The organism is Pseudorhizobium tarimense, from assembly GCF_022968135.1.
GTDB lineage: Bacteria > Pseudomonadota > Alphaproteobacteria > Rhizobiales > Rhizobiaceae > Neorhizobium > Neorhizobium tarimense.
Genome location: NZ_JALJRA010000018.1, coordinates 51,387 through 75,263, shown reverse-complemented (window position 1 = coordinate 75,263; position 23,877 = coordinate 51,387). Strand labels below are relative to the sequence as shown.

Sequence of the window (23,877 nt, the reverse complement as noted above, 5' to 3'; positions counted from 1 at the left end):
TCATCGCACCTGACCCAGCGATGGGAGTCAATCTTGCGAAGCTCGTGCTCCCGGCCACAACCGTCACATTTCCATGTATGGTCATCTTGCATCGTTGTAACGCCGTGCGAATCCTTTGGTAAGCCTGCTCTCCGCGACCGCGGAGAGCTATGACCGTTAGAACTTCCCGACCGCGTTGAGGAAGATACCCTCGTCGTCAAGCGTCAGGTCGCGCAGATCGTCGGAAAAGTTGCCGAAATTGTAGCCGACGCCAACCTTGAAGTTGTTACCGACGTGGCGATAAACGGCGACCAAGGCGCCCAAGTCGGTCGTTTCCGCCTCCGGCATGTGCATGACGCGTCCCTCAAGAAGAACGTCCCAATTGTTGACGACATGCAGGTCTGCCCGCAGAATTCCAAGATGCGCAGATGACGACTGCCAGTCGTCCTCGAAGTCACTCCCGGCTCCGCCTTCTGTGCGGTAACGGACCTCGCCGAAGCGATAGCCATATTTGCCACCTACGGACAACCAGGGGAACAGGTCGTAGATGAGGTCCGCCGACAGAATTTGGCTACGCTGGGCGGGAGCGAGTACGTCTCCGGTCGACCCGCTGACGAGTTGGTTGTTGCCGGGCATGTCATACAGCCAGGTGTATTTGAATAGGATATTCAGCCGGTCGTTATCGATCGGTCGATAGGCATAACCGAGCGATGCCTCAACATAGTCGGTGTCCTGGAACGAGGTGACGGTCGAAACGGCATCCGAAACGACAGCATCGATGTTGGCGAGAAGACGCCAGTCCTCGCTTGTCTTCCAGGAGACACCCGCCGCCATCAGGTAGGTGTTCTGGTCGCGGGTACCGTCGTCGGAATCCTCGATGCGGACTTCTCCACGCAGGCGTGCGGCAATCCCGGCTTCCTCATCTTTGTAGCCGATCGACAGTGATGGTGCGTAGCGATCGAAGTCAGACCGCTGGATCCCGGCTCTGTCGATTGTTTCGTCACGGACGCGCCCGGCCTCAAAGCCACCATCTATCGTCCAGATGTCGTCTGGCGTGTAGACGATGCCATAGGTCTGGGTGAGCGAGTTGCGCTGACCGAACATGTCATAGCTGCTCTCGGCATAGGCAGACGCGACATCGTCCATCTTTCTTTTGGCGCCAGCGACGATCGCACCCTTGTCTGTTCCGACCAAATCATAGGTCCGATCGAGATCGAAGGCGCGATCGGGATCTAGCTTGTAGCCAATATAATAGTGATCATCGGCATTCGGGTCATAGGTCAGCGCGGCAAGCCCACCGACTCCATGGGTACCATAGGAGATCTCGGCGTTGGCGCCGATCTTGTCGGTCAACTGCATTTCCGTCCCGACGCCGACGCGATCGTTGCGGCTGATGTCACCCGACCGGTCGACTGTGCCCTGCCCGAAGGCATATAAGAGAAGGTCCTCATCCCAGCGATAGTCGACCCTTACGCCGGCATCCAGGCGCGAGCCGTCATAGCCGCTTTTCCCAGCGGCGATCGCGAGCGGCGACATCAACTCGGTATAGGTGACGCCGAAGGAGATCTTCCAGTACTGGTCCCACTGATAGCTAAGGCTTGAGGAACCTTCCCGCTTGATCTGCCCCGCATCATCGTGGAAGTCGTCATAGGTCAGCTTCGCTTCGACCTTGTCCGTCAAATCCACGTCCGCATGGGCACCCCAGATCCGCTTGTCGACATAAAGCTGATCGTAGAGCGTGGAGAAGCCCGCCTCCTTGTTCTCGTAATAGCCGCCGACAATGCCCTTCATGCCGCCGTCGCTCAGATCGGCAAGATCGAACTGGCCCTTGACACGCCAGGCAGACGCCGATTGGCCTGGACTTCCGGCAATAGCCGTATCGCTGTTGGTCAGACCGCCATCGGTCGACCGCGACATGCCGAATCCAGGCCCTTTGGAATGGGCCACTTCGGCTTCGACGAAGGTGGTTTCGGAGTGCCGGATCTTGACGTCGGCGCCGAGCGCCTGCTGATCGGCAAGGCCGGTACTCTCTTCCATGCCGGTCACGCCGACACGCACCTTGTCGTTCACCCAATGCTGGGCACGGCCGCCATAGGCGTAACCGTCCACGTCGCTGGCGACCGGCGTGTACTCGTACTGGGCGTTGAGATAGACCTTGTTGCCGCCAAGCGCTCCGTCCCGAACGGGACCGGACGTGCCCGCCGTCGAGGAGAGCGGCCGCCTGAGGATCAGCACGCCCTGGATATAGTCGAAGCTATAATCCTCGCCGTATTGCAGAACACGACGCTCGATCACACGACCGGTGATCTCGTCGCGGATTTCCACCGTCACGGTCTCCGACCCCTCGACGATATCCTGCCGCTTCATGAAGTAGGCTGAGCCGCCGGTGGCGAGGAACTCCTCGCGATGAGGCAACGTATCGGGTTGAGCGGCATAGACAGTGACCTCTGTCTGCCTTTCGCCGAAGGAAGTGCTGGCTTCCGACCGGTAGGCAGCATGAGCCCCGTAAAGCCCCCTCTCCTGCCGAAGGAACTCCGTCCCGGTGACGCTCGTCTTGTAATTGCCCCACATCACATGGCTGTCGCCACGCTCGAGGCGGATGTAGAACTTCCCCTTGGTCGGAGCATCCTCTACAAATGTCGAGTCGTCGCCATAGACCGGATAATAGTCATCGGGATCGAGCCGCCGCAGGAGCTGACGTGGATCTTTTTCGTCCAGGTTACGGAACAGGTCCTCCAGGTCGTCTTCCCCAGAATCGGCGGCTGCCGTCAGGAGATATTCTCCCTTGATCTTTCCTTTGAGGTAGAAGGCAAGCCGGCCCTTCGAATAGACCTCGTCATACTCACCGGGGCGGACGGTTTCGATATTATCGTCGCCTGTCTTTTTGCCGATGGTCAGATCGGCAAGGCCGACATAGAACCAGTCATCGTCTGGGATGTTGATCTGCCGGTTGAAGTTCAGACCCCCCGATTTCGAGACGCCGTTCAACCCGATGTCAACATCGTGGTCGCCGGGCGGTAGGATACGCTGGACGACGAAGCCCTGATTTTTGTCAACCGGTATTGTTTCGCCCATGGCCTCGACCTCGAAGCCCGGCGGGACATGGTTGCCATAGATGGTGACCGCACCACCACGTATTGGAATATTGCGAATGGCAGTGCGGTCTTCACCCATACCGGGTGCGAACGCTTCGGGCTTCTTCTCCGGCTTCAGTTCCCTTTCGCTACGGGCAAGCGTCAGCGGCTCGGTTTCATCAAAGCGCCCCTGCGCGTCATACACGCGGAGCACATAGCTGAACTCATGCATTTCCTCCGAAGAGGACATTGGCCACGCCGCCTCGCCGTTGATGGAGACCGGCAAAACCGCAACAGGGTTCCTCGTGGCCTTGGTGCCATCCATCTCATAGATCCGGATTTCGGAGCGCTCGATGAAGCCAGGATAATTGGATGTGGCGAGGAACCGGACCGGCTCCCCGGCGCGGTAGGTACGGCGCATCGGCGTGGTAGACACGTTCAGCATCGGATTGGCCTGAAGGCCATCATATTTGATGTTGATGTCGACCCGGTGCAAAGCCAGGTCGGTCTGGCGTTGCTGGTCGACCGGCTTTACCGCCTTACCTCCCGACTCCTGCGCAACGGCGGGCCTCGCTCCCTTCACCGCAGGTGTTTCGCTCTTGTCGACAGTCTCGCCGTCCACGCTGATTGCGAAAGGAATCTCACCCACATCGCTCATGCTCTCCCGTTCGGTGTTTGCTCCAATCGGAAGTTCTCGAACCGCGGCGGCGCCAAGCTTCTTGCCATTTAACTGTTCCTGCGCCACAGCCGCCGTGGTCACCAGGGTTATTCCGGCGAGTGCGGTGCTGGCAAGGAGAGTAGTGAAGCGAGGCGCGGAAGTGGCGGATTTTGCAGGAAACCTGATCGTGCTCATTGTCCCACCTCCACGCGCGTCTCAATGTCCAGTTCGTAGCGCGCCCCGTCGCGCCTCCATCGCTCGGCAATCAGTTTTTGAAGATCCTTCACACGCTCCTTTGCGAGTTGCCGATCTGCCACGGCGTCGATGTAGCTGAGCCGTAGAACGGATCGCTCCGATCGCAACGTTTCGATCAATCGATCGACACCGGCAGCCCAACGCTCCCTTAGTTCGATGCTGCCCGGCTTGAAGGCCTCGTCCTTGATGTCGAGACGCACGACACGACCGATCGATGCTCCGAAGTTGAGCTTGGTCATCTTGCCGGCGGTGAGACGAACCACGCGCGGGTTCTCGGTGGTCACCCGATAGCCGGTGGGCAGCGTGCGGGTGTCGAGCTTCATGATGAAGTTGGAGCCGATGCGCTGATCCGGAAGATCGGCGCAAGCGACATGGAATCGCCCATGCTTGTCGGTTGTGATGAGCCAGCCCTTGACGGTGGCAATGCGGACACCGGGCAATCCGGGCTCGCCTTCGTCTTGATAGCCATTGCCATTGGTATCGTCGAACACCTTGCCGATGATCTCGCCGCAGTCGAAGATTGGCTCGGCGAGGATTTCGATGACGGCCGAGGCTTCCGGCGCCACTGGTGAGCCGCTCGGGTCGGTCGCATTCGCCCGGTTGGTGTGACGGCCCGGTCCTGCAGTACTCAAAGCAAGCGTCTGAAGGCGGATTTCCACTTCGGCATTCGGACCGAGCGAAATATTTTCAAACCGCACCCGCAGCCCATTGACCACTGGCGTCACTTCGACGCCGTCGACCGTGGCAGAACCTTCCACGTATCGGAAGCCGGACGGCATTGTATCCGTGACCGTAATATTTCCGACATTGCGGTCGGTGTTGTTGGTCACGCGGATGACGTAAGGCGCTCGCTCGCCCCGCCGGATGTAACGGAGCTGCGCCTGCTTGATGATCGTTATGTCCGACGGCATGGCCGCCGGCGGTGTAATCGTGCTGGTCGACGTGTTGGAAGGAACGCTGCCCCCGCCTGACTGCCCCTGAGCGCTGGCTAAGTTCTGAATGCTGTCGTTGAGGCCGGCGGAATTGTCGATGTCACTTTGCGACAGAGTGTAGGTTGCGGTGAAGACTTGTGCTTCGCCAGGCGCGAGCGTGACGGGTGCCGGTTGGAAGCTTGACAGAATGCCTCCTGCCGGCTGACCGTTGAAGGTCGGGCCAGGATCGTTCGGGGTTACACCTGTCACCACGGCACCACCCGTATTGGAAATGGTGATCGTATAGGTAAGCGTGTCCCCGACGCTGGAATAACTGTCGCCATTCGCATCGTTGAAAGTGCCCGTCTTCTCTGTCCGAAGACTCGGCGGATTCGGCGGCACGATGACGGTGTCGGGCGGACTATCGATCGGCGGACCGGATGGCGGAGTGCCGGTACCGGTCGCGGTGTTGGTGACCGAACCTGCATCTATGTCGGCTTGCGTCGGGGTGTAGGCCGCGGTGAAGGTGAAGGTGGCGCCTGGCGCCAGTGTCTGCGGTCCCTGGTCAAGCGAAACACCCGCATTGGCAAGAAGCGGGTCGTTGACCGTCACGCCGGTCAGCGTCACCGCCCCGGTGTTCTCCACCAGGAACGAGTAGGAGATCGTTTCACCCAGGTCGATGAGGTTGTTGCCGTTGAGGTCGTTTAGCGTGCCGGTCTTCTGGATGGTCATGTCCGGCGTGGTTGCCGGCGGCACGATGACGGTGTCGGGCGGACTATCGATCGGCGGACCGGATGGTGGGGTGCCGGTACCGGTCGCGGTGTTGGTGACCGAACCTGCATCTATGTCGGCTTGCGTCGGCGTGTAGGTCGCGGTGAAGGTGAAGGTGGCAGCTGGCGCCAGTGTCTGCGGGCCCTGGTCAAGCGCAACACCTGCATTGGCAAGAAGTGGGTCGTTGACCGTCACGCCGGTCAGCGTCACCGCCCCGGTGTTCTCCACCAGGAACGAGTAGGAGATCGTTTCACCCAGGTCGATGAGGTTGTTGCCGTTGAGGTCGTTGAGCGTGCCCGTTTTCTGGATGGTCATGTCCGGCGTGGTTGCCGGCGGCACGATGACGGTATCCGGCGGACTATCGATGGGCGGACCGGATGGCGGGGTGCCGGTACCGGTCGCGGTGTTGGTGACCGAACCTGCATCTATGTCGGCCTGTGTCGGCGTGTAGGTCGCGGTGAAGATATAACTTCCACCGGGCGCCAGCGTTTGCGGGCCTTGATCGACAGCCACTAGGGCGTCATCGACGCTGACATTAGTCAGTGTCACGCTACCAGTGTTGATGACCAGGAATTCATAGGAGATCGTTTCACCGAGGTCGATGAGGTCATTGCCATTGAGGTCGTTGAGCGTGCCCGTTTTCTGGATGGTCATGTCCGGCGTGGTCGCTGGCGGCACGACGACGGTATCCGGCGGACTATCGATCGGCGGACCGGATGGCGGGGTGCCGGTACCGGTCGCGGTGTTGGTGACCGAACCTGCATCTATGTCGGCTTGCGTCGGCGTGTAGGCCGCGGTGAAGGTGAAGGCGGTACCTGGCGCCAGTGTCTGCGGGCCCTGGTCGAGCGCAACACCTGCATTGGCAAGAAGTGGGTCGTTGACCGTCACGCCGGTCAGCGTCACCGCCCCGGTGTTCTCCACCAGGAACGAGTAGGAGATTGTCTCGCCGAGATCGATGAGATCATTGCCGTTGAGGTCGTTCAGCGTGCCGGTCTTTTCGATTGTCATGCCAGGTGTGGTGGCTGGCGGCACGATGACGGTGTCTGGCGGACTATCGATCGGCGGACCGGATGGCGGGGTGCCGGTACCGGTCGCGGTGTTGGTGACCGATCCTGCATCTATGTCGGCCTGCGTCGGCGTATAGGTCGCGGTGAAGGTGAAGGTGGCACCTGGCGCCAGTGTCTGCGGGCCCTGGTCGAGCGCAACACCCGCATTCGCAAGCAGCGGGTCGTTGACCGTGACATCGGTCAGCGGAGCAGTCCCAGTGTTTTCCACCAAGAACGAGTAGGAGATCGTTTCACCCAGGTCGATGAGGTCATTGCCGTTGAGGTCGCTGAGCGTGCCGGTTTTCTCGATGGAAAGGCCCGTGCATAAACCCGACGATGTGACCTGTCCAAGAAAGCCAATGGCTCCGGGTGCTGACTTAACGTGAACAATGACTGTGTTCAGGCCAATCTGCCAATCAGAATCCAGCGAGGCGCTAAACTGTCCGCCAGATGTGAATCCAGGATGATAATAGGGATCACCTGTGTAAGGAGAGCGAATGTTTTGGCCTTGGCCGTTTACCCATGTTTCCCATACCGTGTTGTCGGTATAGATATCCAGGTTCAGCCTAAATGTGCTTGGATCCACCTCAGGTGCAAGGTTAAACTGGTATCGAAAAAAGGCATCTAAGTTTGTGGCTTGTCCGCCAGTTGCATTATGGGAGATCCAATTTGCATTTCCGAACGGCGAGACTATCCAAAGTGGTGTAGGGTTGGCGACAACAGACGCGTCGGCATAACTCAGCCCGCCTGGGGGAGTACCTATGACGTTCGTCGCGGTCGTTGCGACATCCCACCTTGGGTCCAGACCTGAAGTAAGCGGGGGGCCGCTATCGCCATTGTAAGCGGTATTGAAGATCGCACCGTTGGTTGTACAAGCAATTGTCGGAACGGCTTGAGCATGGGCTTCGGAGTGCGCGTCCATAAAAGCGCAACCTGCAAGGAACACGAATCCGACTAGAGCATGACGCCGCCGGAAGCGGAACTGCGCCTTCAAGTCTTCCAAGGTGCAATCATAAGACGGAGCCGAAGCGGCGTTATCGCCCATAGATCTGACTGGAGCTGCTCCTTCCTGCGGAATAGGAGCAGGCGTGATTAGTGACCACCGGGAAGAAATGGTTCTTCTGGAAATACGACGCGCAGTATCGCGCAGCGAAATCGGCTTTCGCATGCGAAGTCCCCTCAACAGTCTTCGGCCAATCTGTCGCAGCTGAGGTTCAAATCACTCACGCGGCGCAGCAGGCACGAACCCAACCGCCCGCATGAGACGCACAGCACGAAAAACCTGTCTTTCAGAATGCTCTGCTGTTTTTCAGGAAACTCGGGTTAGGTGCGATTTGGTGGGATACTGTCGGTCTTCGGCATAGGTTCCGTATCTTGTGTTGCACACCTGCAACGCCGAGGAGGCCCACTTGCCAGCGGTCCGAGCGAGCATCCGGTGTCTGTGGAAGGCGCTCGCAAACAAGCTCCGATCTGAGAAAAGGCGTGGCGGGCAATCCTAGCAGGAAGTGGTTACGGCCGCTTCGGCGCGATGATCGCTGTGTCTACCTTGGTGATGTTCGGACTGATGTACCTGAACACCTACGCGTTTGAGCACGTCTTCTACAGCCATACCCGAATCTGGATGGACCCTCGTCATGGGAGCAGCGATGGCCTTCATCATGCTCCTGTTCATGCTGGGTATGTACAAGAACAAGATAGCGAACGGCGCTATAGTCGTTGCGAGCGTCGTCCTCTTTGCGGGTAGTCTCTGGCTCGCTCGTAGCCAGCAAACAGTGGGCGACGTTAGCTACATGAAGGCAATGATCCCACACCATTCGATCGCGCTCATGACGAGTGAGCGGGCACACATCAAAAATCCGCTCGTTCGCAAACTGGCTGATCAGACTATCGAGGCGCAGGTTGGGGAGATAGCGGAAATGAAGACCCTGATCTTCGATCTGGAGCGAAATCCGCCTGCTCCTGACGCCCACGACCTCCGGGCGCCCGTGGGGCACCCGGCGCCGACTGATGCGACACATTAGACCGGCGGCGGGTGATCCTATGGGCAGGAGGTAACGCCACCGATCAAACCTCCAGCTCCTGCCTTTCTCCCGCAGGTTGAAGCTCGAAGTATCGCAAGTTAAGGCGACCATTTGGTGCGGATAAACTTGCCCGCGTCTTACCACAGCGGACGCCACGCACACTCCTCAAGGGGTTGGCTCCTGATACGGCTGAAATAGTGCTTGATAACCGGTCTTGGCGCACAGACGATGTGACGCCACTGCCCAAGACGATCTCCGCTTCAGGCAGAAGCGACGACGGTCTCTATTTCCGATGTCGAGGCGCAAAGCTGCCGTAGCGATACGCGCCTTCGCCTTGAACCGATCCGACCGGTGACCCTGTGATTGCGAGAGCTATCGGTCTGAAATAACTCATAAGCGAATATCCGACTTGCTCGCACTGAGTGACCGGTATGGAGCCGCTTCCTGACCATGCGGATCGGCCAGAGGCCGCCGGATGAGCTAGGATGCTGGAGCCGCATAAGGAGGGCACATGAAAATCGCCAAGATCGAGATCTTCAAGTTCGAGTTGCCAGTGAAGGGAGGACCTTTCCGGGGAGGTTAACGTCAGCCAGACGCAGCCGCAGGTTCAGGTCGAGCAGGGCCAGCCTCAGGTCCGCGTCAGCGAGAGCCAGCCGCAGGTTCGAATGCAGGAAGACCAGGAGCAGGCCAACGTGCAGGTGCAGCGATCGGGTGAACCGGTAGTGCGGATGCAGCAGTCCGAGCAGGAACCGAATATCCGCTACACAGCCGAAGAGGCACAAGTGCGGGTGAATCGCGCCGAAGGTGAACCGGAGATCCGTTTCGAACAGAATAAGCAGCAGGCCGAGAACCGGAACAAGCAGGCTGAGAACCGTCAGGCACAGAACGAGTCCGAGGAGGTGGATCGCCAGAATACAGCAGCGATTCCTCAGGGCGGGTCGCGTGACGACGCCAACACAGCCGTTGCTGCCGGTTCATCCAGTGAAGTCTCACTGACTGTCGCCGACATCAGGGACTATGACATCGTTGGTGCCGACGGCAATGACCTTGGCGACATTGAGGAGGTCGTCAACGTCAACAACCGGCTCTATGCAGTGGTAACATCTGGCGGGTTCTTGGGCCTCGGCGAAAATCGCGCTGCTGTCCCGCTGTCAGCCCTTCACGTAACCGATCAGGAAACGCTTCAGGCACCAAACGTCACCGAGCGCAAGATTGATGGTATGGCAAACTTCGACAGCGATCGCTACGAGGCGCTCCCCGATGAGCATCCGATCACCCTCGGAGCACGTTAAGCATACGCTAGCCGCATCTGCGAAAGGCGGCTTCCATGCCGCCTTTCCTCGGCTCCAGGCTCTAGAACGTTTTGACGCTGCTGCTCCCGTAGGAGCAGAGGTCTGAGGAAGCAGACTGCCTCGACCATTGCTTTGCGCACTGCGGCTTGCCAATTGTCAGACTCGTGGTCTCATGCGATGACCGCTATGCGAGGATCGTCAAAAGCAACCAGCGAGGATGGCATGGCAACTGGTACTGTAAAGTTTTTCGCTCAGGATAAGGGCTTCGGCTTCATCACGCCGGACAATGGCGGCCCCGATGTATTCGTCCATATATCGGCAGTTGCATACGGGGACTCGCTTCAGGACGGCCAGAAGGTCAGCTATGATGTCGGTCAAGACCGTAAGACCGGCAAGTCCAAGGCAGAGAACGTTACCGTTCTCTAGCAGCTGGGTTGTCTCTGAAGACGCGCTGGAGCTGATTTCAGAACTACTGGCTCCTGCCGGCCTCTTCGTTGCACGCGCGGCCGCTTGCTTTCCAATTGCCGCACTGCCTGATCATCGGGCCCAGCCTTAGTTTGCACAGGATCATAGGCATCTGGCGTTCGTGGCGCACCGCAACCATCTGGGTCCTGCAGACTCTTCATTACCTACCAAAGCGGATTCACCTGTATGTTGATCGCCTACGAGTTCCTAGATGGTCGCCTCCACAAGATCAGCCAGCCGTCAGGTGCCGTAGGAAAACGTATCTGGCTGGATTTGCTTTCCCCAACTCCGGCGGAAGACCAGGAGGTGGAGAAGCTTCTTGGCATCAGCATCCCGACGCGCGAGGAAATGGATGAAATTGAATTGTCGGCGCGGCTCTATCAGGAGGATAGGGCTCGGTTCATGACGATCATCGCCCTTACGGCACTGGGTGATGACAAGCCCAACAAGACACCGATAACCTTCATCTTGAAGGACGAGGTCCTCGTTACCGTTAGATACGAGGACCCGACGCCATTCCAACTCTTCGTGAGCCGATCCCAAAAACCGACGGCAGCGTCCATCGGAGGAACGGGTGAACTCGTCATGCTCGGATTACTGGAGGCGCTGACTGACAGGCTGGCGGATGCGCTCGAGAGGGTCGGTGACGAGATTGAGACCTTCTCAAGCCAAGTCTTTAGAAACAAGTCCTCCAACGCCAAGAAGAACGCCCGCAACCTCGAAGGCCTCATTGAGCAGATTGGTCGGAAAAATGACTATCTCTCACTCGTGCAAGAAAGCTTGGTCAGTATATCGCGACTGGTGGCCTACCACGCGGCCGCCGAAGGAACGAACGGACGCGCAAGGAACGAGTCACGCCAGAGGGTGAAACTGATTCAGCGGGACGTGACCTCCCTAGGAGAACACTCGAAGTTTCTCGCGGGGAAAATCAACTTCCTGCTGGACGCGATTCTCGGCCTGATCAACCTTGAGCAGAACCAAATTATAAAGATATTCTCTGTTGCGGCCGTCGTTTTCCTGCCGCCGACACTGGTCGCGTCAATCTATGGGATGAACTTTGAACATATGCCTGAGCTGGGTTGGCGATTTGGCTACCCGTGGGCGATTGGGCTGATGATCTTTTCAGCAATCATGCCGTTTCTCTACTTCAAGCGCCGCGGCTGGCTGTAGGCTGGTGATTGCACCGTTCAGGATACTGGCGTACCTGGGACGCGTTTGGAAAGGGCTGGAACGATAGTTGGCGTTACCGCATTTGGGGAGATGCCTAGACGTTCACCGAGGATCATCTTCAACAAAGCCAACAGAGCTTTTGGCTTGGCTCTCCTGTGCTCCCATTTGAGCATGACTACCCTGAGCGCACAAGAACCTCCTCCTGCGAGCGGCAACGGTGGATCGGATCGGCCTGCAGGCAGCAGCACCGTGCCAATCGATGCGGCCGTACCAGATCAAGCTCTTGCGAACCGCCTTTCCGCCATCCTGACCGCAACTGGCTGGTATGAAACCGTACAGGTAAATGTGGAGCAAGGAGTCGTGTCGATAGACGGCGTTAGCGACACTGCTGAACACAGAAGCTGGGCGACGGAGGTCGCCGAGAAGATGCAGGGGAGCATCGCGGTCGTCAACCGGCTCGAGCTCAGCGCCGATTTTGCGACAACGTTTGATCGAGCCGCAATTGAAATCGAGCGGCTTTCACGTCGGGTGGGCCAGACGCTGCCGCTTGTAGTTCTGGCAATCGCCATACTCGCGGCCACGTGGGGCGCAGCTGCAATGGTCGCTGCAGCGGCTAGACGGCTGTTGGAGCGGCGCATACCATCTCCGCTACTGCGCAGCGTCGTCGTGCGAGCGATTTCGATACCTGTTCTCCTTCTTGGCATCTACTTCGTGCTCCAGGTGGCGGGGCTGACGCGGCTGGCGGTGACGGTACTTGGGGGCACCGGCCTCGCGGGCATCATTGTTGGTTTCGCGTTCCGCGACATCGCCGAGAACTTTCTGGCAAGTCTGCTGCTCAGCGTTCGCAACCCGTTCAGCATGGGAGACCTCATCGAGGTGGCGGGGGAGACCGGCATTGTCCAGAACCTCAACACCCGCAGCACGGTCCTCCTCACGCTGGATGGCAATCATGTGCAGATTCCCAACGCCACAGTTTTCAAGAGCACGATCAGAAACTATTCCAGCACGCCGACCAGGCGCGCCCAATACACCGTGGGCATCGGCTATGATTCTTCGGTAGCCCAGGCCCAGTCACTGATTTCTGAGATACTGAAACAACACCCGGCTGTGCTGGATCAGCCGGAGCCATTGGTGCTGGTGGACGAGCTCGGAGCGGCGGCGGTCAACTTGCGCGTCAGCTATTGGTTCAATAGCCGCACCTATTCCCCTGCAAAGACGAATTCGGCACTGCTGCGGTTGACGAAGAACGCTTTGCTGGATGCGGGGATTGAGCTGCCCGACCCAGCCCGCGAGGTGGTCTTCCCTAAGGGTGTCCCCGTTGTCCACATGGCGGAAGCGCCGCAGCCCCCTCAGATTCAAAATCTGCCAGACGAGAGCGCTGCGGTGAACGAAACCTCGGACGCCACTGCTGGGGAGGGCGAACTGATAAACGAGACCGACCAAGTCCGAGGACATTCACAAGGTGAGGTGCTCGAGGCGTCAGAAAACCTCCTAAAATCTTGAGATCTACTAGATGCCCGTCATACCAGGCTCAGGCGCACAGGTCGCCACCACAGTTCCTGGACCAGCAGATGCTGAAAGCAACCCAAGCGACTTGACGATGATTGATGGGCAAACGGGGCTTCATGCGCCCGCGTCCTTCCCGAGCATCGCTGTCGTCAACGTGAATAGCAACTTTCAACCAAAGGATATCGGCGCAGCTATGACTGGTCATCCTGCGACCACAGCTGGCGGGGCGACAAGCTTGCCCGACACTTACGGCACACGACACTGCTCACCTCAGCAGGGCGAAGCCTTGCCTGCTGATGCGACGGGAACAAGTTGCCTCTGAGGCCATTTGCTGTTCATGAAGAACATTATCCTGACAGCGGCTTCCCTTGCCGCGACCCTACTAGCCGGTGGCGCCCATGCGGCCGAGATCCAGTCGGACGCCGTTACAGGTGCCTCGCTCTCATCAATCCCTCAAACGCGTCCCGATGAGACGGCGGTAGAACCGGACCCGGCCATTGTTCATCTCCAGATCCTTCTCGATCGTGCCGGCGCGTCGCCCGGCGTCATAGATGGGTTCTACGGCGAGAATGTCAGCAAGGCGGTCTTCGGGTTCGAGACACTGCAGGGCCTTGATGCCGACGGCGATCTGGATGCCGAGGTCCTGAACCGGCTGAAGAGCGATGTCCCTGTCTTGCGCGACTACAAGATCACGCCGGAGGACGGCCAAGGTCTGGCCGACAGCATTCCCGAGGACTATGCCAAAATGGTCGAGATGGGAAAACTTGGCTACACAAGCACAGCCGAACGCCTGGCGGAGCGGTTCCACATGGACGAAGACCTTCTGAGCGCTCTCAATCCAGGTTCCGATTTTGCTGTTGGCGAGACCGTGTCGGTCGCTGATCCGGGCGATCCGGTGGAAGGCAAGGTGGCCCGCATCGAGGTTGGCCGGAAGGCCGCGCAGGTTCGCGCCTTTTCCGGGGACGACACGCTACTCGCGGTCTATCCTGCCACGATCGGCAGCGAGGAGAATCCCGCCCCCTCCGGTACCCATGAGGTCAAAGGTGTCGCGCCGATGCCGACTTATACCTACAATCCGGACCTTAACTTCCAGCAGGATGACAACACCGAGGTGCTGGAAATCGCCGGCGGCCCCAACAATCCCGTCGGCTCCGTCTGGATCGATCTGTCGGAGCCGACCTATGGTATCCACGGCACGCCGGAGCCGGCGCTGATCGACAAGGTGGGCTCACATGGCTGCGTACGCCTGACCAACTGGGATGCAGAAGAACTGGGAGCCATGGTTGATCCCGGCGTCACCGTCGAGTTCATCAACTAAAGGTCTGTGATGCGGCTGCAGGCGGTCTCGCGTCCAAGACTGCGACTGCCACCAGTGATGCCTCACCGCAAGCGGGGATTACCATGCTGCTGATCATCCTTGGCCTGAGCTTGCTTATCCTCGTTCAGGCCGATTCGTGGGTAAGCGGTTAGCTGATGGCGTCAGGCGTGAAGTTCCATGGCATCAGCGCTTCGAGCTCGGAGACGGGCCACCTTCTGCGATGCGTTTCAAGGTTTGGTAGAGCCAGTCCAATGGGTCGACGCCGACACAGAGCGTCCATTTCGCCCATAAGGATAAGGCCGGCGAGCTAGAAATCGACTACGGTCGATGGTGGCTCGTGCCGTTCTTTGCCAAGGAGCTTCCGAAGGCGGCAATGTTCAATGCCAGGATCGAAACCGTCGACACGTCAGGAGCATTCCGGGAGTCGTTCAAGTCCAAGCGCTGCCTGATCCCGGCCGACGGCTACTTTGAATGGACGACCAGCGCCGAGGACGGCAAGAAGGACCCATGGCTGTTGCAGCTTCCGGAGGGCAAGCCGTTCTCCTTTGCCGGTCTGTGGGTGCACAACGACAAGCTAGGCATCACCAGCTGCACGATCATCACCGGGCCGGCTGTTGAACATATTGCTCACATCCACACGAGAATGCCCATCATGCTGGATCCGGCCGCCTATGAGGCTTGGCTGGATCCGTCCGTTCAGGGGGCGGACGCTAAGGCGTTTCTGATCGAGAATGAGATCGATAGTCAGCTTGAATTTCACCGGGTCGGCCGGGAGGTGAATTCGTCTCGGTATGACGGGACCGACACGAAAAAGCCTATTCTCAACTCCCTATAGGCGACCATTCCTGAAGGAGACTTTCGATGTTCAAAGGAAGCAAGCTCATTTCCATCCTTCTTGCTGGATGCGGTTCAGTCATCCTGGCCTCGTGCAGCGCCGAAACTGTCTCGACAGCGCCGGCCATTGGACCATGCAACGCTGAGGCCGCCCAAAGCCTGGTAGGCAAGGCAAAGCCGACGGACGCGGAGGCGATGCAACTGACGAACTCGAGGACCGTTCGTCAGATCGAGCCGGGACAGCCGGTGACGCAAGACTTCAGAGAAGATCGGGTGACGATCGAGACGGATCCAGTGTCCGGCCGGGTTGTATCGGCCAGGTGCGGCTAAGGCTGCCGAACGCTCTCATGCCGGTCGTATTAATTCTCGATTCACCAAACACGCGCCTGCCCCCATGATCTTCGGGAGGTTTTGCCCTACTTCCCGGCTGCCAACGGAGCGACCCATGGGACGATTGGGGCGGAAGCGCATCATGCCGATCATCGGCGATCTGCTTCACGAGAATCCTGGGCTGAAGATCGACCTCGATCTCAATGATTCGATAGTCGATATCGTTGCCTCAGGGGTCGATCTTGCTATCAGAATCGCGCCGCTGAAAGATTCTGGGCTGATCGCACGGCGGCTCGTGGACAATCCCAAGCTGATCTATGCCGCGCCATCTTATCTCGAAAGAAATGGAACACCCGAGACCATCGACGATCTCGAACATCATGAATGCCTGACGTTCACGAACTTCACCCATTGGCAGTTCCTTTTGAACGGGAAAGAGCGCTCGATTCGTGTGGGCAGCCGATTCTCTTCGAGCGGTGTCGATGGTTTTCTGTCGGCCTGCGTATCGGGCTTGGGGCTTGCCCAACTTTCGGCTTGGGACGTTAAGGAGGAGCTTGCCAACGGCAGTCTTGTACCAGTCCACATCCACGGTGTCTCACCACGCGATCTGGCGATTTGGGCCGTATTCCCGTCGCGGCGACAGGTCCTGCCCAAGCTTCGGGTATTTCTCGACAGATTTCAGAGAAGTCTAGTCTGAGCCGCAGTGAAGCCATCCAATGGCTCATGATGCAGATGAGCACTGTCGGACCAATGACGGGCCAACTCATTACTTCGCGCGTTTTGCGCCGCCCGGTGACGACTATGCGCTTGCGCGATACGAATCGCAGGTTCACCGCTTCCTGGATGTACTTGAGCGTCGGGTTCAGCTTAGCGAGTGGATTGGTGGGCCAAACTACAGCATTGTCGACATCGCCAATTTTCCATGGATCCGCCCGATGAAGCTTTTTCTAGGGGATCAGATCGAAGCTGATTATCCGCATCTGACGACATGGGTGTCGCGTATCGCAGGAAGGTCGGCAGTTGCACGTGCGGACGAAGCGAAGGCAAAATTGGCAAGAGTTCTTACTCCACCAGACAAATCCGACCCCGACAAAGTTGATCTAATGCTCGGCCGTGGGGCGTATGGCCGCCCTTAGGCCGAGAAGCGGACGACAATGGCGCCGATTGGTACGGCAGCACTGGCTTGGGCTTCATCGCGTCTTCACACCTCAAGGGGCCGCCAAACCCTCGCTACACCAGTCGATTTCTTTCACGCCTCGCAATGGTCGGGGCGTTGAGCGCCCGGGAAGCCATCTGAGAACCGAGGTGCCCAAAATAGCGTGGCGACGAACTATGCGCTTAGCTGCTCCCGCAGCATCTGGATCAGCACGGCTTCCTGACGCTGTGGCACCGGGCGGTAGTCGCGGGACCAGATCCCAAGGTTACAAAACAGCTCGATAATTGCGCCACCGAACTCGCCGCCAGCCGTTTCCCCGCGCAACGGCGTGGTGATGACTTGGGTCCTCGACATCCGCACGTATCGGCAGGAATAGCGGCGACGGATATCTTCCCTGCTGATCAGCAGCCGGGATAGGATCCTAGGATGGACATTTCCGCTGCCTCGGTATGGCTGCCGCAATGATGCCCTACCGTCAACCACCACGGATTGCCCTGAGCGAGTCCCAGACCAGCCCGTATCCAGACATCCTGTCTCCGCTCGCAGACCTGATCGGCGCCGCTGCTGCCTTAAGCCAGACCTGGATCGTCACCCACCCACAAAAGCCCGCAGCAGAGGTCGAGCAAGAAAGGTAAAATACGAGCGAAGCAATTGATCCATGGAAACAGTGCGACCTGGAGAGTTGGAATCGCCTCTCAGGCAAGATTGCCATGAATTGAGCCGTAGCTTTTGGATCGGGGGCGGAAGAGAGTGCTGCAGTGTCCACTACCCAACACATATCCCCTCCACCTCAACCTTACGGAACGGATGAGGGCTAGCCGTAGTGCTCTCGGATAGGCTGCGAGTTGGGCCTTGAACTCGGGGTTGCTGAACGCAACGCGGAAATGGGCGACCGACTGCCAGACTGCGTAATTGAGAAAGACGCCGCTACCAGCAATTCCCTTGTGAACCGCGTAGAGATAGAGCCTGGCTGGCGCTTCATAACTGCGGCGTCGTTCGCCCAGGATTCAAGGAACGTGTCGGCATCCTCTGGCGGAACCGTTAACGTGTTTATCAGGATCACCGCCCTGCCAGCCTCGTCAGCCATCTGTGCGGCAAATGTGACGGTAGGGTCCATCTCTACGAACTTGGGCATTACCAAGCTCCTTTTTCTAGACATCACATGACCGATGCCGAGACCTGCCAAGCAGATCGCTGTACGGCGCCAATAAACCAGATGGCCCGACGGCTTCTCCCGGAAAAGGTTCCAGGCCCCCCCGCAAGGCGCATCCAGAGAAGCCGTTATTCTTCCATCGGCACAACCTTTTGGCCCTGCTGTTCAGCATCATTCTCCGCCTCAAGTCTTTGTCGCAGTTCAACCATCAGCCGGTGGGCGGCTCTGAGGTCCGATTCTGGGAAACCCTCAGCCAAAGCATCCGCTTTCGGATAGTAGGCTTCAACAGCCGCCTCGTACGCCTTCTGTCCCTCCACCGTAAGGACGACAAGCTTCGCTCGCCGGTGGTGGGGATTTTGCTCAAAGCCCACCAGCCCTTCATTGTGCAGGTCGTTTACGATGCGCTGCACATTCTGCCGGTTCGCTCCTAGATCACGCGCTAACCACGATACAGGCTGTGGCCTTTCCGCCTGAGCAATAGCCCCAAGCACCTGCCATCTGGCGCTGGTCAAACCGAAAGGTGCAACCAGCCTGTCTCCCCAAACGAGGGTGAGGTTGTTTACCCGAAACAGCGTCAGGATTAGGTCGGTCAGGGCCTCGGCGCCCGCAGTTCCGCTCTTTGCCATCATGCCAGACGAGTGTCACATTGACACCTTGGTGTCAATGTTCTACTGATCGCCCCCAGATTGTCACCATGATGTCATTGTGGAAAGAGCCAACATGATCAAGATCCTTCATGCCAGCGCTGGCGCGGCCGCACTCGTCACAATCATCGTTTTTTGGATGTCCACGGTGCTTTCGGAGCTGTTCGCCTCGCAATCGATCGTCATTGCGGTCAAGACCGCCATTCCGTGGGGCCTCTTCCTCCTCATCCCGGCATTGGCAGCGGCAGGCGGATCGGGCTTTGCACTCGCGAAGGGGCGGCGAGCCGGCCTTGTCGGTGTCAAGGCCAAACGCATGCCCTTCATCGCGGCGAATGGTGTTCTGATCCTGATTCCCGCAGCGCTCTTCCTTTCATACAAGGCTGGCCAGTCGGAGTTCGATAGCGTCTTCTATGTTGTCCAAGGTCTAGAATTGCTCGCAGGCGCGGTGAACATCGCACTTCTTGCGTTGAATCTGCGTGATGGCCTGAAGATGAGGAGAGGTAGGCTCTCGACTGCCTGAGCGGCAGCTGTAATCATGGATCAAGCTGGTGTCATTTTGGCCAACGCCCGGGGATCTGAAAGAGCCCGCTTGTGCGAAGCACGACGTGGCCGCCGTGGCGGCGCGCCTGCTGCTCGATCCATCCTGGAGCGGCGTCGACAGCATACCCATGATAGGTCCGGAGGACATCTCCTTCGATGAGACGACGGCAATCATCTCGGACGTGATTGGAAAACCTGTGCAGTATCACCTCATGAGCATGGACGATCTGAAGGCGATGATGATCAAGCAAGGTGCCTCGGAAGGCATGGCACAAGCCATGGTCAATATGATGACCGCCAAGAACGAGGGGTGGATCATCTGGTGGAGAGAACGGCATCTGCGTCCTCTCCGATACGCCGACCACCTTCCGCCAGTGGTGCGAGGACATCCTCAAGCCCACCGTCTTGCCGAACCGTGCTTAACGCCAGTTCCCCGTCCTGCATTCGGGCCCTCCAAGCGACGTCCGTGCTGGCGAGGCTCGGCGCAGCGTCGCCGTGACCAACACCTGCAGTTGAACAGAACAGAGACGTGTACCCGCCGCCTTAGATCTCTTAAGCGACTCGGTTATAGAAAGGTTCGCTGCAGAGCCGCGGAGGCAGAGGAGACCACTGGTGCTTCGAGACATGAGCGACACTCTGGCGTTCGTTGAGGTTGTTCAGCGAGGAAGCTTCACCGCTGCGGCGAAGAGCCTGAGGACGTCCAAGGCGAGGGTCAGCAAGAAGGTCCAGGATCTCGAGCAGAGGCTGGGGGTCAAGCTCCTCCACCGAACCACGCGAAACATTCGATTGACGGAGGCGGGTTCCATCTATTTCGAACGGTGCCGCGATCTCGGCCGGCTTATCGGCGACGCCGAAAGTGCAGTCGAACAGGTGCATGGCAAGCCGTCCGGTTGGCTAAGAGTGACAGCGCCGCATTGGCTGGTCAGCAGGGCTATCGCTCCTCTTCTGGTTGGGTTTCGCGATGCCTATCCGGAGGTAAACCTCCAGTTGCTGCTTGATCACGACGTCAAAGACATCGTGCGCGAGGACATCGACGTGGCTTGCCGCCTCTGGAACGGCCCAATGCCTGATTCCAACCTCGCCGCTCGTCGGTCGGCTGATATTCCAACAGGCCTTTACGCCTCTAGGACATACCTTGAACAGCACGGCGTTTCAGAACATCCAGCGCAGTTGAGGGACCATGCCTGTCTCGTGACACAGTTGTTCTACGGCCGACCGCCCGCTCTTGAAAGAGGAGCTTATCTCCTTCAGGTTACCCGCTGATAGCCTTCCGGCGCCGAGGGACCTGGTCTAGCGAAAGGACGATGCTCAAGTGTAGTTCACAAGAAACTAGCCGCAATAGCCTTTCTCGCCCAGCGATCATCAGGTTGATTCTGGACCAGAGCAACACTACCCGAATCGTTCGTTGTGTTTATTGACTTGCAGTAAACAGGAATTGAATCATTGTATTGGGACAGCAGTATTATACCGTCACGGGGGCGTCGGTCCCCGGATTTGCTCAAGCAGATTCCGCAACACGCGGGGCCGCGACTTCTGACTGGGAAGGGTGGTGTGGTCCACTCGGTGCGCCATCCTGGTGCTATGAACTTCGAGTCGCCGGGTGACTTCTTCGCTATTTTGTTTGCACCTGTACCAAATGCTGAGCTCCGCCTCGCAAGCGACAAGTCAAATATTTTCGATGCTCCCACTGGCGCGTTGATCGTCATTCCTCGAAATGTAGATAGTAGCAGTCGATGGTCATCTCTGCGCATGAACCTCACAGTGGGATTTGAGCCGGGCCAACTTGACGTTTTGGCGGAGCAGGAGTTTGGTGCAGCCGAGCTCGATTTGCAGCCACCGGCTTTCGGTCATGTTGATCAGCGAGCACTTCAGATTGCGCAACTGGTCAAGCAGGAACTGTCCGGCGGACCAGCGAGCGAAATTTATGTCGACTCGCTGATGACCGCGCTTGGTATACATATCATCAGAAACTATTCGGGTGCCGGGAAAGCTACCACAGGCGCCAAGGCTCACGGTGGATTGTCGCCGAGAATTGCGCGACAGGTGGAGGAATACTTGAGAGAAAGACTTTCAAGCACGGTGTCCGTTGCCGAACTTGCTGCGCTTTGTGATCTTTCACCTGGAGCCTTCATCCGCGCATTCACCAAAACCTTCGGTGCCCCTCCGCACCGCTACCTCATAAATCTTCGTCTCTCCTTCTCCGCAGAATTGCTTGCGCAAACAGAGCTACCGATTTCGGAAATCGCCCATTCGAGTGGATTCTCAAGCCAGAGCCATCTTACATCGACCATGCGCAAGTATCGACACACCACACCAGCGCAGATCAGGGGTGGCCGTACTAGGGTTCAGACTCAATCATAGCCAGAACGCGAGGAGAGTAGCCAAGGCGACTGCGGAGAGGAAGTTTCTGGCGAGCTTGTCGTAACGCGTTGCGGCGCGTCGGAAGTCTTTCAGTCGGCAGAAGGCGTTCTCGATGAGGTGGCGGCTCTTGTAGCGTTCGGCGTCGTATCGGATTGGCCTTGTGCGATTTGAACGGCCAGGTATCACGGGGACGATTGCGGACTGGCGCAGTCGCTTTCGCAGACTGTTGGCGTCATATCCCTTGTCCGCGAGGAGATATCGCGCACCCTTCAGACCAGCCAGCAAGTGTGGCGCGACCGGGCTGTCTACCGCATTGCCACCGGTCAGCAAGAATGCGAAAGGGCGACCGATCACGTCGGTGAGGACGTGGATTTTGGTGGTTTGCCCGCCGCGCGAAGGTCCGATAGCCTGATTTTTCGCCCCCCTTTGCCGCCATGGGCCGAGCGGTGCGCCTTGACGTAGGTGCTGTCGATGGAGGTGCTTTTGGTGACCGCGCCAGACGTCGCGAGCGCCTCGACCAATTCAGTCCAGAACCGTTTGCGAGACCAAGGGTTGAAGCGGTTGTAGACCGTGGTCGAAGGGCCATAGTCGCGCGGACAATCGCACCACCGGCAGCCGACCTTGAGAACGTGGATGATGCCGGAGATCACCCGACGATCATCGACCCGGCGAGCCCCGCCCTTGTTCCCCGGCAACAGAGGCTCAATGACCGCCCATTGCTCATCCGACAGCCAAAACAAGCGACCCATCCAAGCCGCCAATCCGCTAACTGGAAACCTTCAATCTGATTTGCTGGGCCAAATCAACATGATCAATGGGTTTGGGCCCTAGTGGCCGATAGAGAGGTAGATTTCGCTGTGTTCCGTTAACCACAATGCCCCAGCTTCTACGGCTTGGGCGGCATTTTCCTGATATCCTGACATTTTCTGAAATACGCTTCCTCGAAATTATGCCCTTGTCGCTTGCGCTGGAGTTCTTTCGGCTTTGGGAGTCGCTTGTCCGTTATGATGCGGTGCACGGTTTCAGGCGTGATGTTCGGCGTGGCGAGCACAACTGCGGAAAGGCGGCTCCTCGCCGATATGTTTTTTTCGAGAGGCCGCTATGCACAAGCCATTTTCGTTGCGCAACGCTGCGTACCGCGTTGGAGATTCAGTTGCGCATGCAACGAAGCTAGTAGCTCATATTCATAATTGGAATGACTCCAGCAGCGGCGGATGCCGAGGTTCAGGTGTGGTTCGCCATTCCTGGGCGCGTATGTCAGCCGCAGGAATGTTGGTTTCGTTAGTCGTGCTTTTAGGGGCCGGTGCCGCTCAAGCACAGGAGTCGGGGACGCCGACCGCGACCGAGACTACGCCGCCGGATTTCGCGCCTGCACCAAATGAGCCGCTTTCCGGCGGTGGGGGAGCGCTTTGGTCGGGAGGCACGCTGCTGTTTCCAGGAGATCCCGACGCTTCGGCCGGCGATGGAGCCCAGCTATACAGAGGCGTTGCCGCGACCCTCCAAGCGCCCCGACCAGTGTGCGATAGCGGAACGGCTTCGGTCACGGTCTCGGCTCGAGTGACAAACGAGGGCCCCAACCCCGGATCGGGCTATAGTGGCCGGTTAGCCTTGTTCACCGGTGGCAGCGACACGATCCTGGTCGAAGATGCCACGGGTAACACGCCAATCGACTCGCCGCAGATCCTTTCAATCACTCAGGATGTTTCGGCCGCCGACTTGGCGGCAGGCGACGTCGTGGTGGGTCTGTGGCTCGAGACTTTTCATGCCGGGACAAAATCCTGGACTGCCGACCAATTTCAGGCCGACTACGAATACGACACTACCGGCTGCACGCCCGACCTCACCATTGAGAAGACGGGGACGCTGAACGATCTCGACGGTGATGGACTTATCGATCTCGGCGAGACGATCAGCTATTCTTTCCTGGTGGAGAACACCGGAGCGGTGACGCTGACGGGCGTGACGGTCAACGATCCGCTGCTCACCGGCGCCGGGGTTGCGCTCGACCAGGGCCCGCAGACGCTGGCGCCGGGTGCGACGTTCACCTTCACTGCGACCTATACGCCCGACCAGGACGACATCGACGCCGGCTCGGTCACCAACACGGCGACCGGCACCGGCACGCCGCCTACAGGGCCCTCGATTACGAGTCCGCCCGATGAGGTGACCGTTCCGCCTGATACCACGTCCGGACTTACCATCGAAAAGACGGGGACGCTGAACGATCTCGACGGTGATGGACTTATCGATCTCGGCGAGACGATCAGCTATTCTTTCCTGGTGGAGAACACCGGAGCGGTGACGCTGACGGGCGTGACGGTCAACGATCCGCTGCTCACCGGCGCCGGGGTTGCGCTCGACCAGGGCCCGCAGACGCTGGCGCCGGGTGC

Annotated in this window: 20 protein-coding genes and 1 pseudogene; 15 read left to right on the top strand and 6 right to left on the bottom strand. The window is 58.5% G+C overall.

Going from position 1 to position 23,877, the window contains the following annotated elements; genetic code table 11:
• Positions 1-156: 156 nt before the first annotated feature.
• Both MUU54_RS19840 and MUU54_RS19835 read right to left on the bottom strand, forming a co-directional pair.
• Positions 157-3,906 (bottom strand): TonB-dependent receptor, encoded by a 3,750-nt coding sequence (locus MUU54_RS19840; RefSeq protein WP_247245699.1) that lies wholly within the window; start codon positions 3,904-3,906, stop codon positions 157-159.
• Positions 3,903-7,280, bottom strand: a complete 3,378-nt coding sequence (locus MUU54_RS19835; protein ID WP_247245700.1) for a CLIPPER-2 domain-containing protein — start codon at positions 7,278-7,280, stop codon at positions 3,903-3,905. Before MUU54_RS19835 ends, MUU54_RS19840 begins: the two co-directional genes overlap by 4 nt.
• Positions 7,281-8,340: 1,060 nt before the next feature.
• Here MUU54_RS19835 and MUU54_RS19830 point away from each other — a divergent pair.
• The 6 genes from MUU54_RS19830 (at position 8,341) to MUU54_RS19805 (ending at position 14,469) form a co-directional block, all read left to right on the top strand.
• Positions 8,341-8,715 (top strand): DUF305 domain-containing protein, encoded by a 375-nt coding sequence (locus tag MUU54_RS19830; protein WP_312038850.1) that lies wholly within the window; start codon positions 8,341-8,343, stop codon positions 8,713-8,715.
• Between the two features lie 665 nt (positions 8,716-9,380).
• Complete coding sequence (locus MUU54_RS19825; protein ID WP_247245701.1) at positions 9,381-10,007, top strand: PRC-barrel domain-containing protein; 627 nt, start codon at positions 9,381-9,383, stop codon at positions 10,005-10,007.
• Positions 10,008-10,229: 222 nt separating this feature from the next.
• Positions 10,230-10,433, top strand: a complete 204-nt coding sequence (locus MUU54_RS19820) for a cold-shock protein (protein ID WP_247245702.1) — start codon at positions 10,230-10,232, stop codon at positions 10,431-10,433.
• Between the two features lie 225 nt (positions 10,434-10,658).
• Positions 10,659-11,642 (top strand): magnesium transporter CorA family protein, encoded by a 984-nt coding sequence (locus tag MUU54_RS19815; RefSeq protein WP_247245703.1) that lies wholly within the window; start codon positions 10,659-10,661, stop codon positions 11,640-11,642.
• A 249-nt stretch (positions 11,643-11,891) separates the two neighbouring features.
• Entirely contained in the window at positions 11,892-13,145 is a 1,254-nt protein-coding gene (locus MUU54_RS19810; RefSeq protein ID WP_247245704.1) for a mechanosensitive ion channel family protein, read from the top strand.
• 337 nt (positions 13,146-13,482) lie between these two features.
• Positions 13,483-14,469: a L,D-transpeptidase family protein gene (locus MUU54_RS19805; RefSeq protein ID WP_247245718.1), complete on the top strand. Its 987-nt coding sequence runs from the start codon at positions 13,483-13,485 to the stop codon at positions 14,467-14,469.
• A gap of 148 nt (positions 14,470-14,617) precedes the next feature.
• Here the strand turns inward: MUU54_RS19805 and MUU54_RS19800 are convergent.
• A pseudogene (locus tag MUU54_RS19800) lies at positions 14,618-14,733 on the bottom strand (transposase domain-containing protein); the annotation flags it as partial.
• Between the two features lie 49 nt (positions 14,734-14,782).
• Here MUU54_RS19800 and MUU54_RS19795 point away from each other — a divergent pair.
• From MUU54_RS19795 to MUU54_RS19780, 4 genes are all read left to right on the top strand, one after another.
• Positions 14,783-15,304, top strand: coding sequence for an SOS response-associated peptidase (locus tag MUU54_RS19795; RefSeq protein ID WP_354532483.1), 522 nt, complete (start codon positions 14,783-14,785; stop codon positions 15,302-15,304).
• A gap of 26 nt (positions 15,305-15,330) precedes the next feature.
• The gene (locus MUU54_RS24660) at positions 15,331-15,633 is read left to right on the top strand and encodes an I78 family peptidase inhibitor (RefSeq protein WP_281433407.1); all 303 of its coding nucleotides are present in this window, start codon (positions 15,331-15,333) and stop codon (positions 15,631-15,633) included.
• A 64-nt stretch (positions 15,634-15,697) separates the two neighbouring features.
• Positions 15,698-16,330, top strand: coding sequence for a substrate binding domain-containing protein (locus tag MUU54_RS19785; RefSeq protein WP_312038852.1), 633 nt, complete (start codon positions 15,698-15,700; stop codon positions 16,328-16,330).
• Positions 16,331-16,349: 19 nt separating this feature from the next.
• Entirely contained in the window at positions 16,350-16,769 is a 420-nt protein-coding gene (locus MUU54_RS19780) for a glutathione binding-like protein (protein ID WP_247245707.1), read from the top strand.
• Positions 16,770-16,963: 194 nt separating this feature from the next.
• On the opposite strand, the gene MUU54_RS19775 is transcribed toward MUU54_RS19780, so the two are convergent.
• The gene (locus MUU54_RS19775; RefSeq protein WP_247245708.1) at positions 16,964-17,143 is read right to left on the bottom strand and encodes a hypothetical protein; all 180 of its coding nucleotides are present in this window, start codon (positions 17,141-17,143) and stop codon (positions 16,964-16,966) included.
• Positions 17,144-17,634: 491 nt separating this feature from the next.
• On the opposite strand from MUU54_RS19775, the gene MUU54_RS24860 reads away from it, so the two are divergent.
• Positions 17,635-17,955: a hypothetical protein gene (locus MUU54_RS24860; protein ID WP_312038851.1), complete on the top strand. Its 321-nt coding sequence runs from the start codon at positions 17,635-17,637 to the stop codon at positions 17,953-17,955.
• 115 nt (positions 17,956-18,070) lie between these two features.
• Here MUU54_RS24860 and MUU54_RS19765 read toward each other — a convergent pair whose 3' ends face one another.
• The gene (locus MUU54_RS19765) at positions 18,071-18,571 is read right to left on the bottom strand and encodes a MarR family winged helix-turn-helix transcriptional regulator (protein ID WP_247245709.1); all 501 of its coding nucleotides are present in this window, start codon (positions 18,569-18,571) and stop codon (positions 18,071-18,073) included.
• Between the two features lie 91 nt (positions 18,572-18,662).
• Between MUU54_RS19765 and MUU54_RS19760 the strand changes: the two genes are divergently transcribed.
• From MUU54_RS19760 to MUU54_RS19750, 3 genes are all read left to right on the top strand, one after another.
• On the top strand, positions 18,663-19,106 hold the full coding sequence (locus MUU54_RS19760; RefSeq protein ID WP_247245710.1) for a hypothetical protein: 444 nt from the start codon (positions 18,663-18,665) through the stop codon (positions 19,104-19,106).
• Positions 19,107-19,750: 644 nt separating this feature from the next.
• Positions 19,751-20,389, top strand: a complete 639-nt coding sequence (locus MUU54_RS19755) for a LysR family transcriptional regulator (protein WP_247245711.1) — start codon at positions 19,751-19,753, stop codon at positions 20,387-20,389.
• A gap of 318 nt (positions 20,390-20,707) precedes the next feature.
• Positions 20,708-21,487, top strand: coding sequence for a helix-turn-helix domain-containing protein (locus MUU54_RS19750; protein WP_247245712.1), 780 nt, complete (start codon positions 20,708-20,710; stop codon positions 21,485-21,487).
• Here the strand turns inward: MUU54_RS19750 and MUU54_RS19745 are convergent.
• Positions 21,482-22,236, bottom strand: a protein-coding gene (locus MUU54_RS19745; RefSeq protein ID WP_376742219.1) for an IS5 family transposase whose coding sequence is annotated in 2 segments (ribosomal slippage) — positions 21,482-21,900 and positions 21,900-22,236 — 756 coding nt in all. Because the reading frame shifts where the segments join, the coding sequence is not laid out codon by codon here. The two genes, MUU54_RS19750 and MUU54_RS19745, sit on opposite strands and share 6 nt — an antisense overlap.
• 808 nt (positions 22,237-23,044) lie before the next feature.
• On the opposite strand from MUU54_RS19745, the gene MUU54_RS19740 reads away from it, so the two are divergent.
• Positions 23,045-23,877 (top strand): CLIPPER-2 domain-containing protein (locus tag MUU54_RS19740; protein WP_446676985.1); only part of this gene is annotated, 833 nt, incomplete at its 3' end.

Coding starts and splice junctions, on each gene's coding strand:
- MUU54_RS19840 (WP_247245699.1), bottom strand. CDS start 3,906: ATGAGCACGATCAGGTTTCCTGCAAAATCCGCCACTTCCGCGCCTCGC.
- MUU54_RS19830 (WP_312038850.1), top strand. CDS start 8,341: ATGGCCTTCATCATGCTCCTGTTCATGCTGGGTATGTACAAGAACAAG.
- MUU54_RS19825 (WP_247245701.1), top strand. CDS start 9,381: ATGCAGGAAGACCAGGAGCAGGCCAACGTGCAGGTGCAGCGATCGGGT.
- MUU54_RS19820 (WP_247245702.1), top strand. CDS start 10,230: ATGGCAACTGGTACTGTAAAGTTTTTCGCTCAGGATAAGGGCTTCGGC.
- MUU54_RS19815 (WP_247245703.1), top strand. CDS start 10,659: ATGTTGATCGCCTACGAGTTCCTAGATGGTCGCCTCCACAAGATCAGC.
- MUU54_RS24660 (WP_281433407.1), top strand. CDS start 15,331: ATGTTCAAAGGAAGCAAGCTCATTTCCATCCTTCTTGCTGGATGCGGT.
- MUU54_RS19785 (WP_312038852.1), top strand. CDS start 15,698: ATGATCTTCGGGAGGTTTTGCCCTACTTCCCGGCTGCCAACGGAGCGA.
- MUU54_RS19780 (WP_247245707.1), top strand. CDS start 16,350: ATGGCTCATGATGCAGATGAGCACTGTCGGACCAATGACGGGCCAACT.
- MUU54_RS19775 (WP_247245708.1), bottom strand. CDS start 17,143: ATGTCGAGGACCCAAGTCATCACCACGCCGTTGCGCGGGGAAACGGCT.
- MUU54_RS19765 (WP_247245709.1), bottom strand. CDS start 18,571: ATGATGGCAAAGAGCGGAACTGCGGGCGCCGAGGCCCTGACCGACCTA.
- MUU54_RS19760 (WP_247245710.1), top strand. CDS start 18,663: ATGATCAAGATCCTTCATGCCAGCGCTGGCGCGGCCGCACTCGTCACA.
- MUU54_RS19755 (WP_247245711.1), top strand. CDS start 19,751: ATGAGCGACACTCTGGCGTTCGTTGAGGTTGTTCAGCGAGGAAGCTTC.
- MUU54_RS19750 (WP_247245712.1), top strand. CDS start 20,708: ATGAACTTCGAGTCGCCGGGTGACTTCTTCGCTATTTTGTTTGCACCT.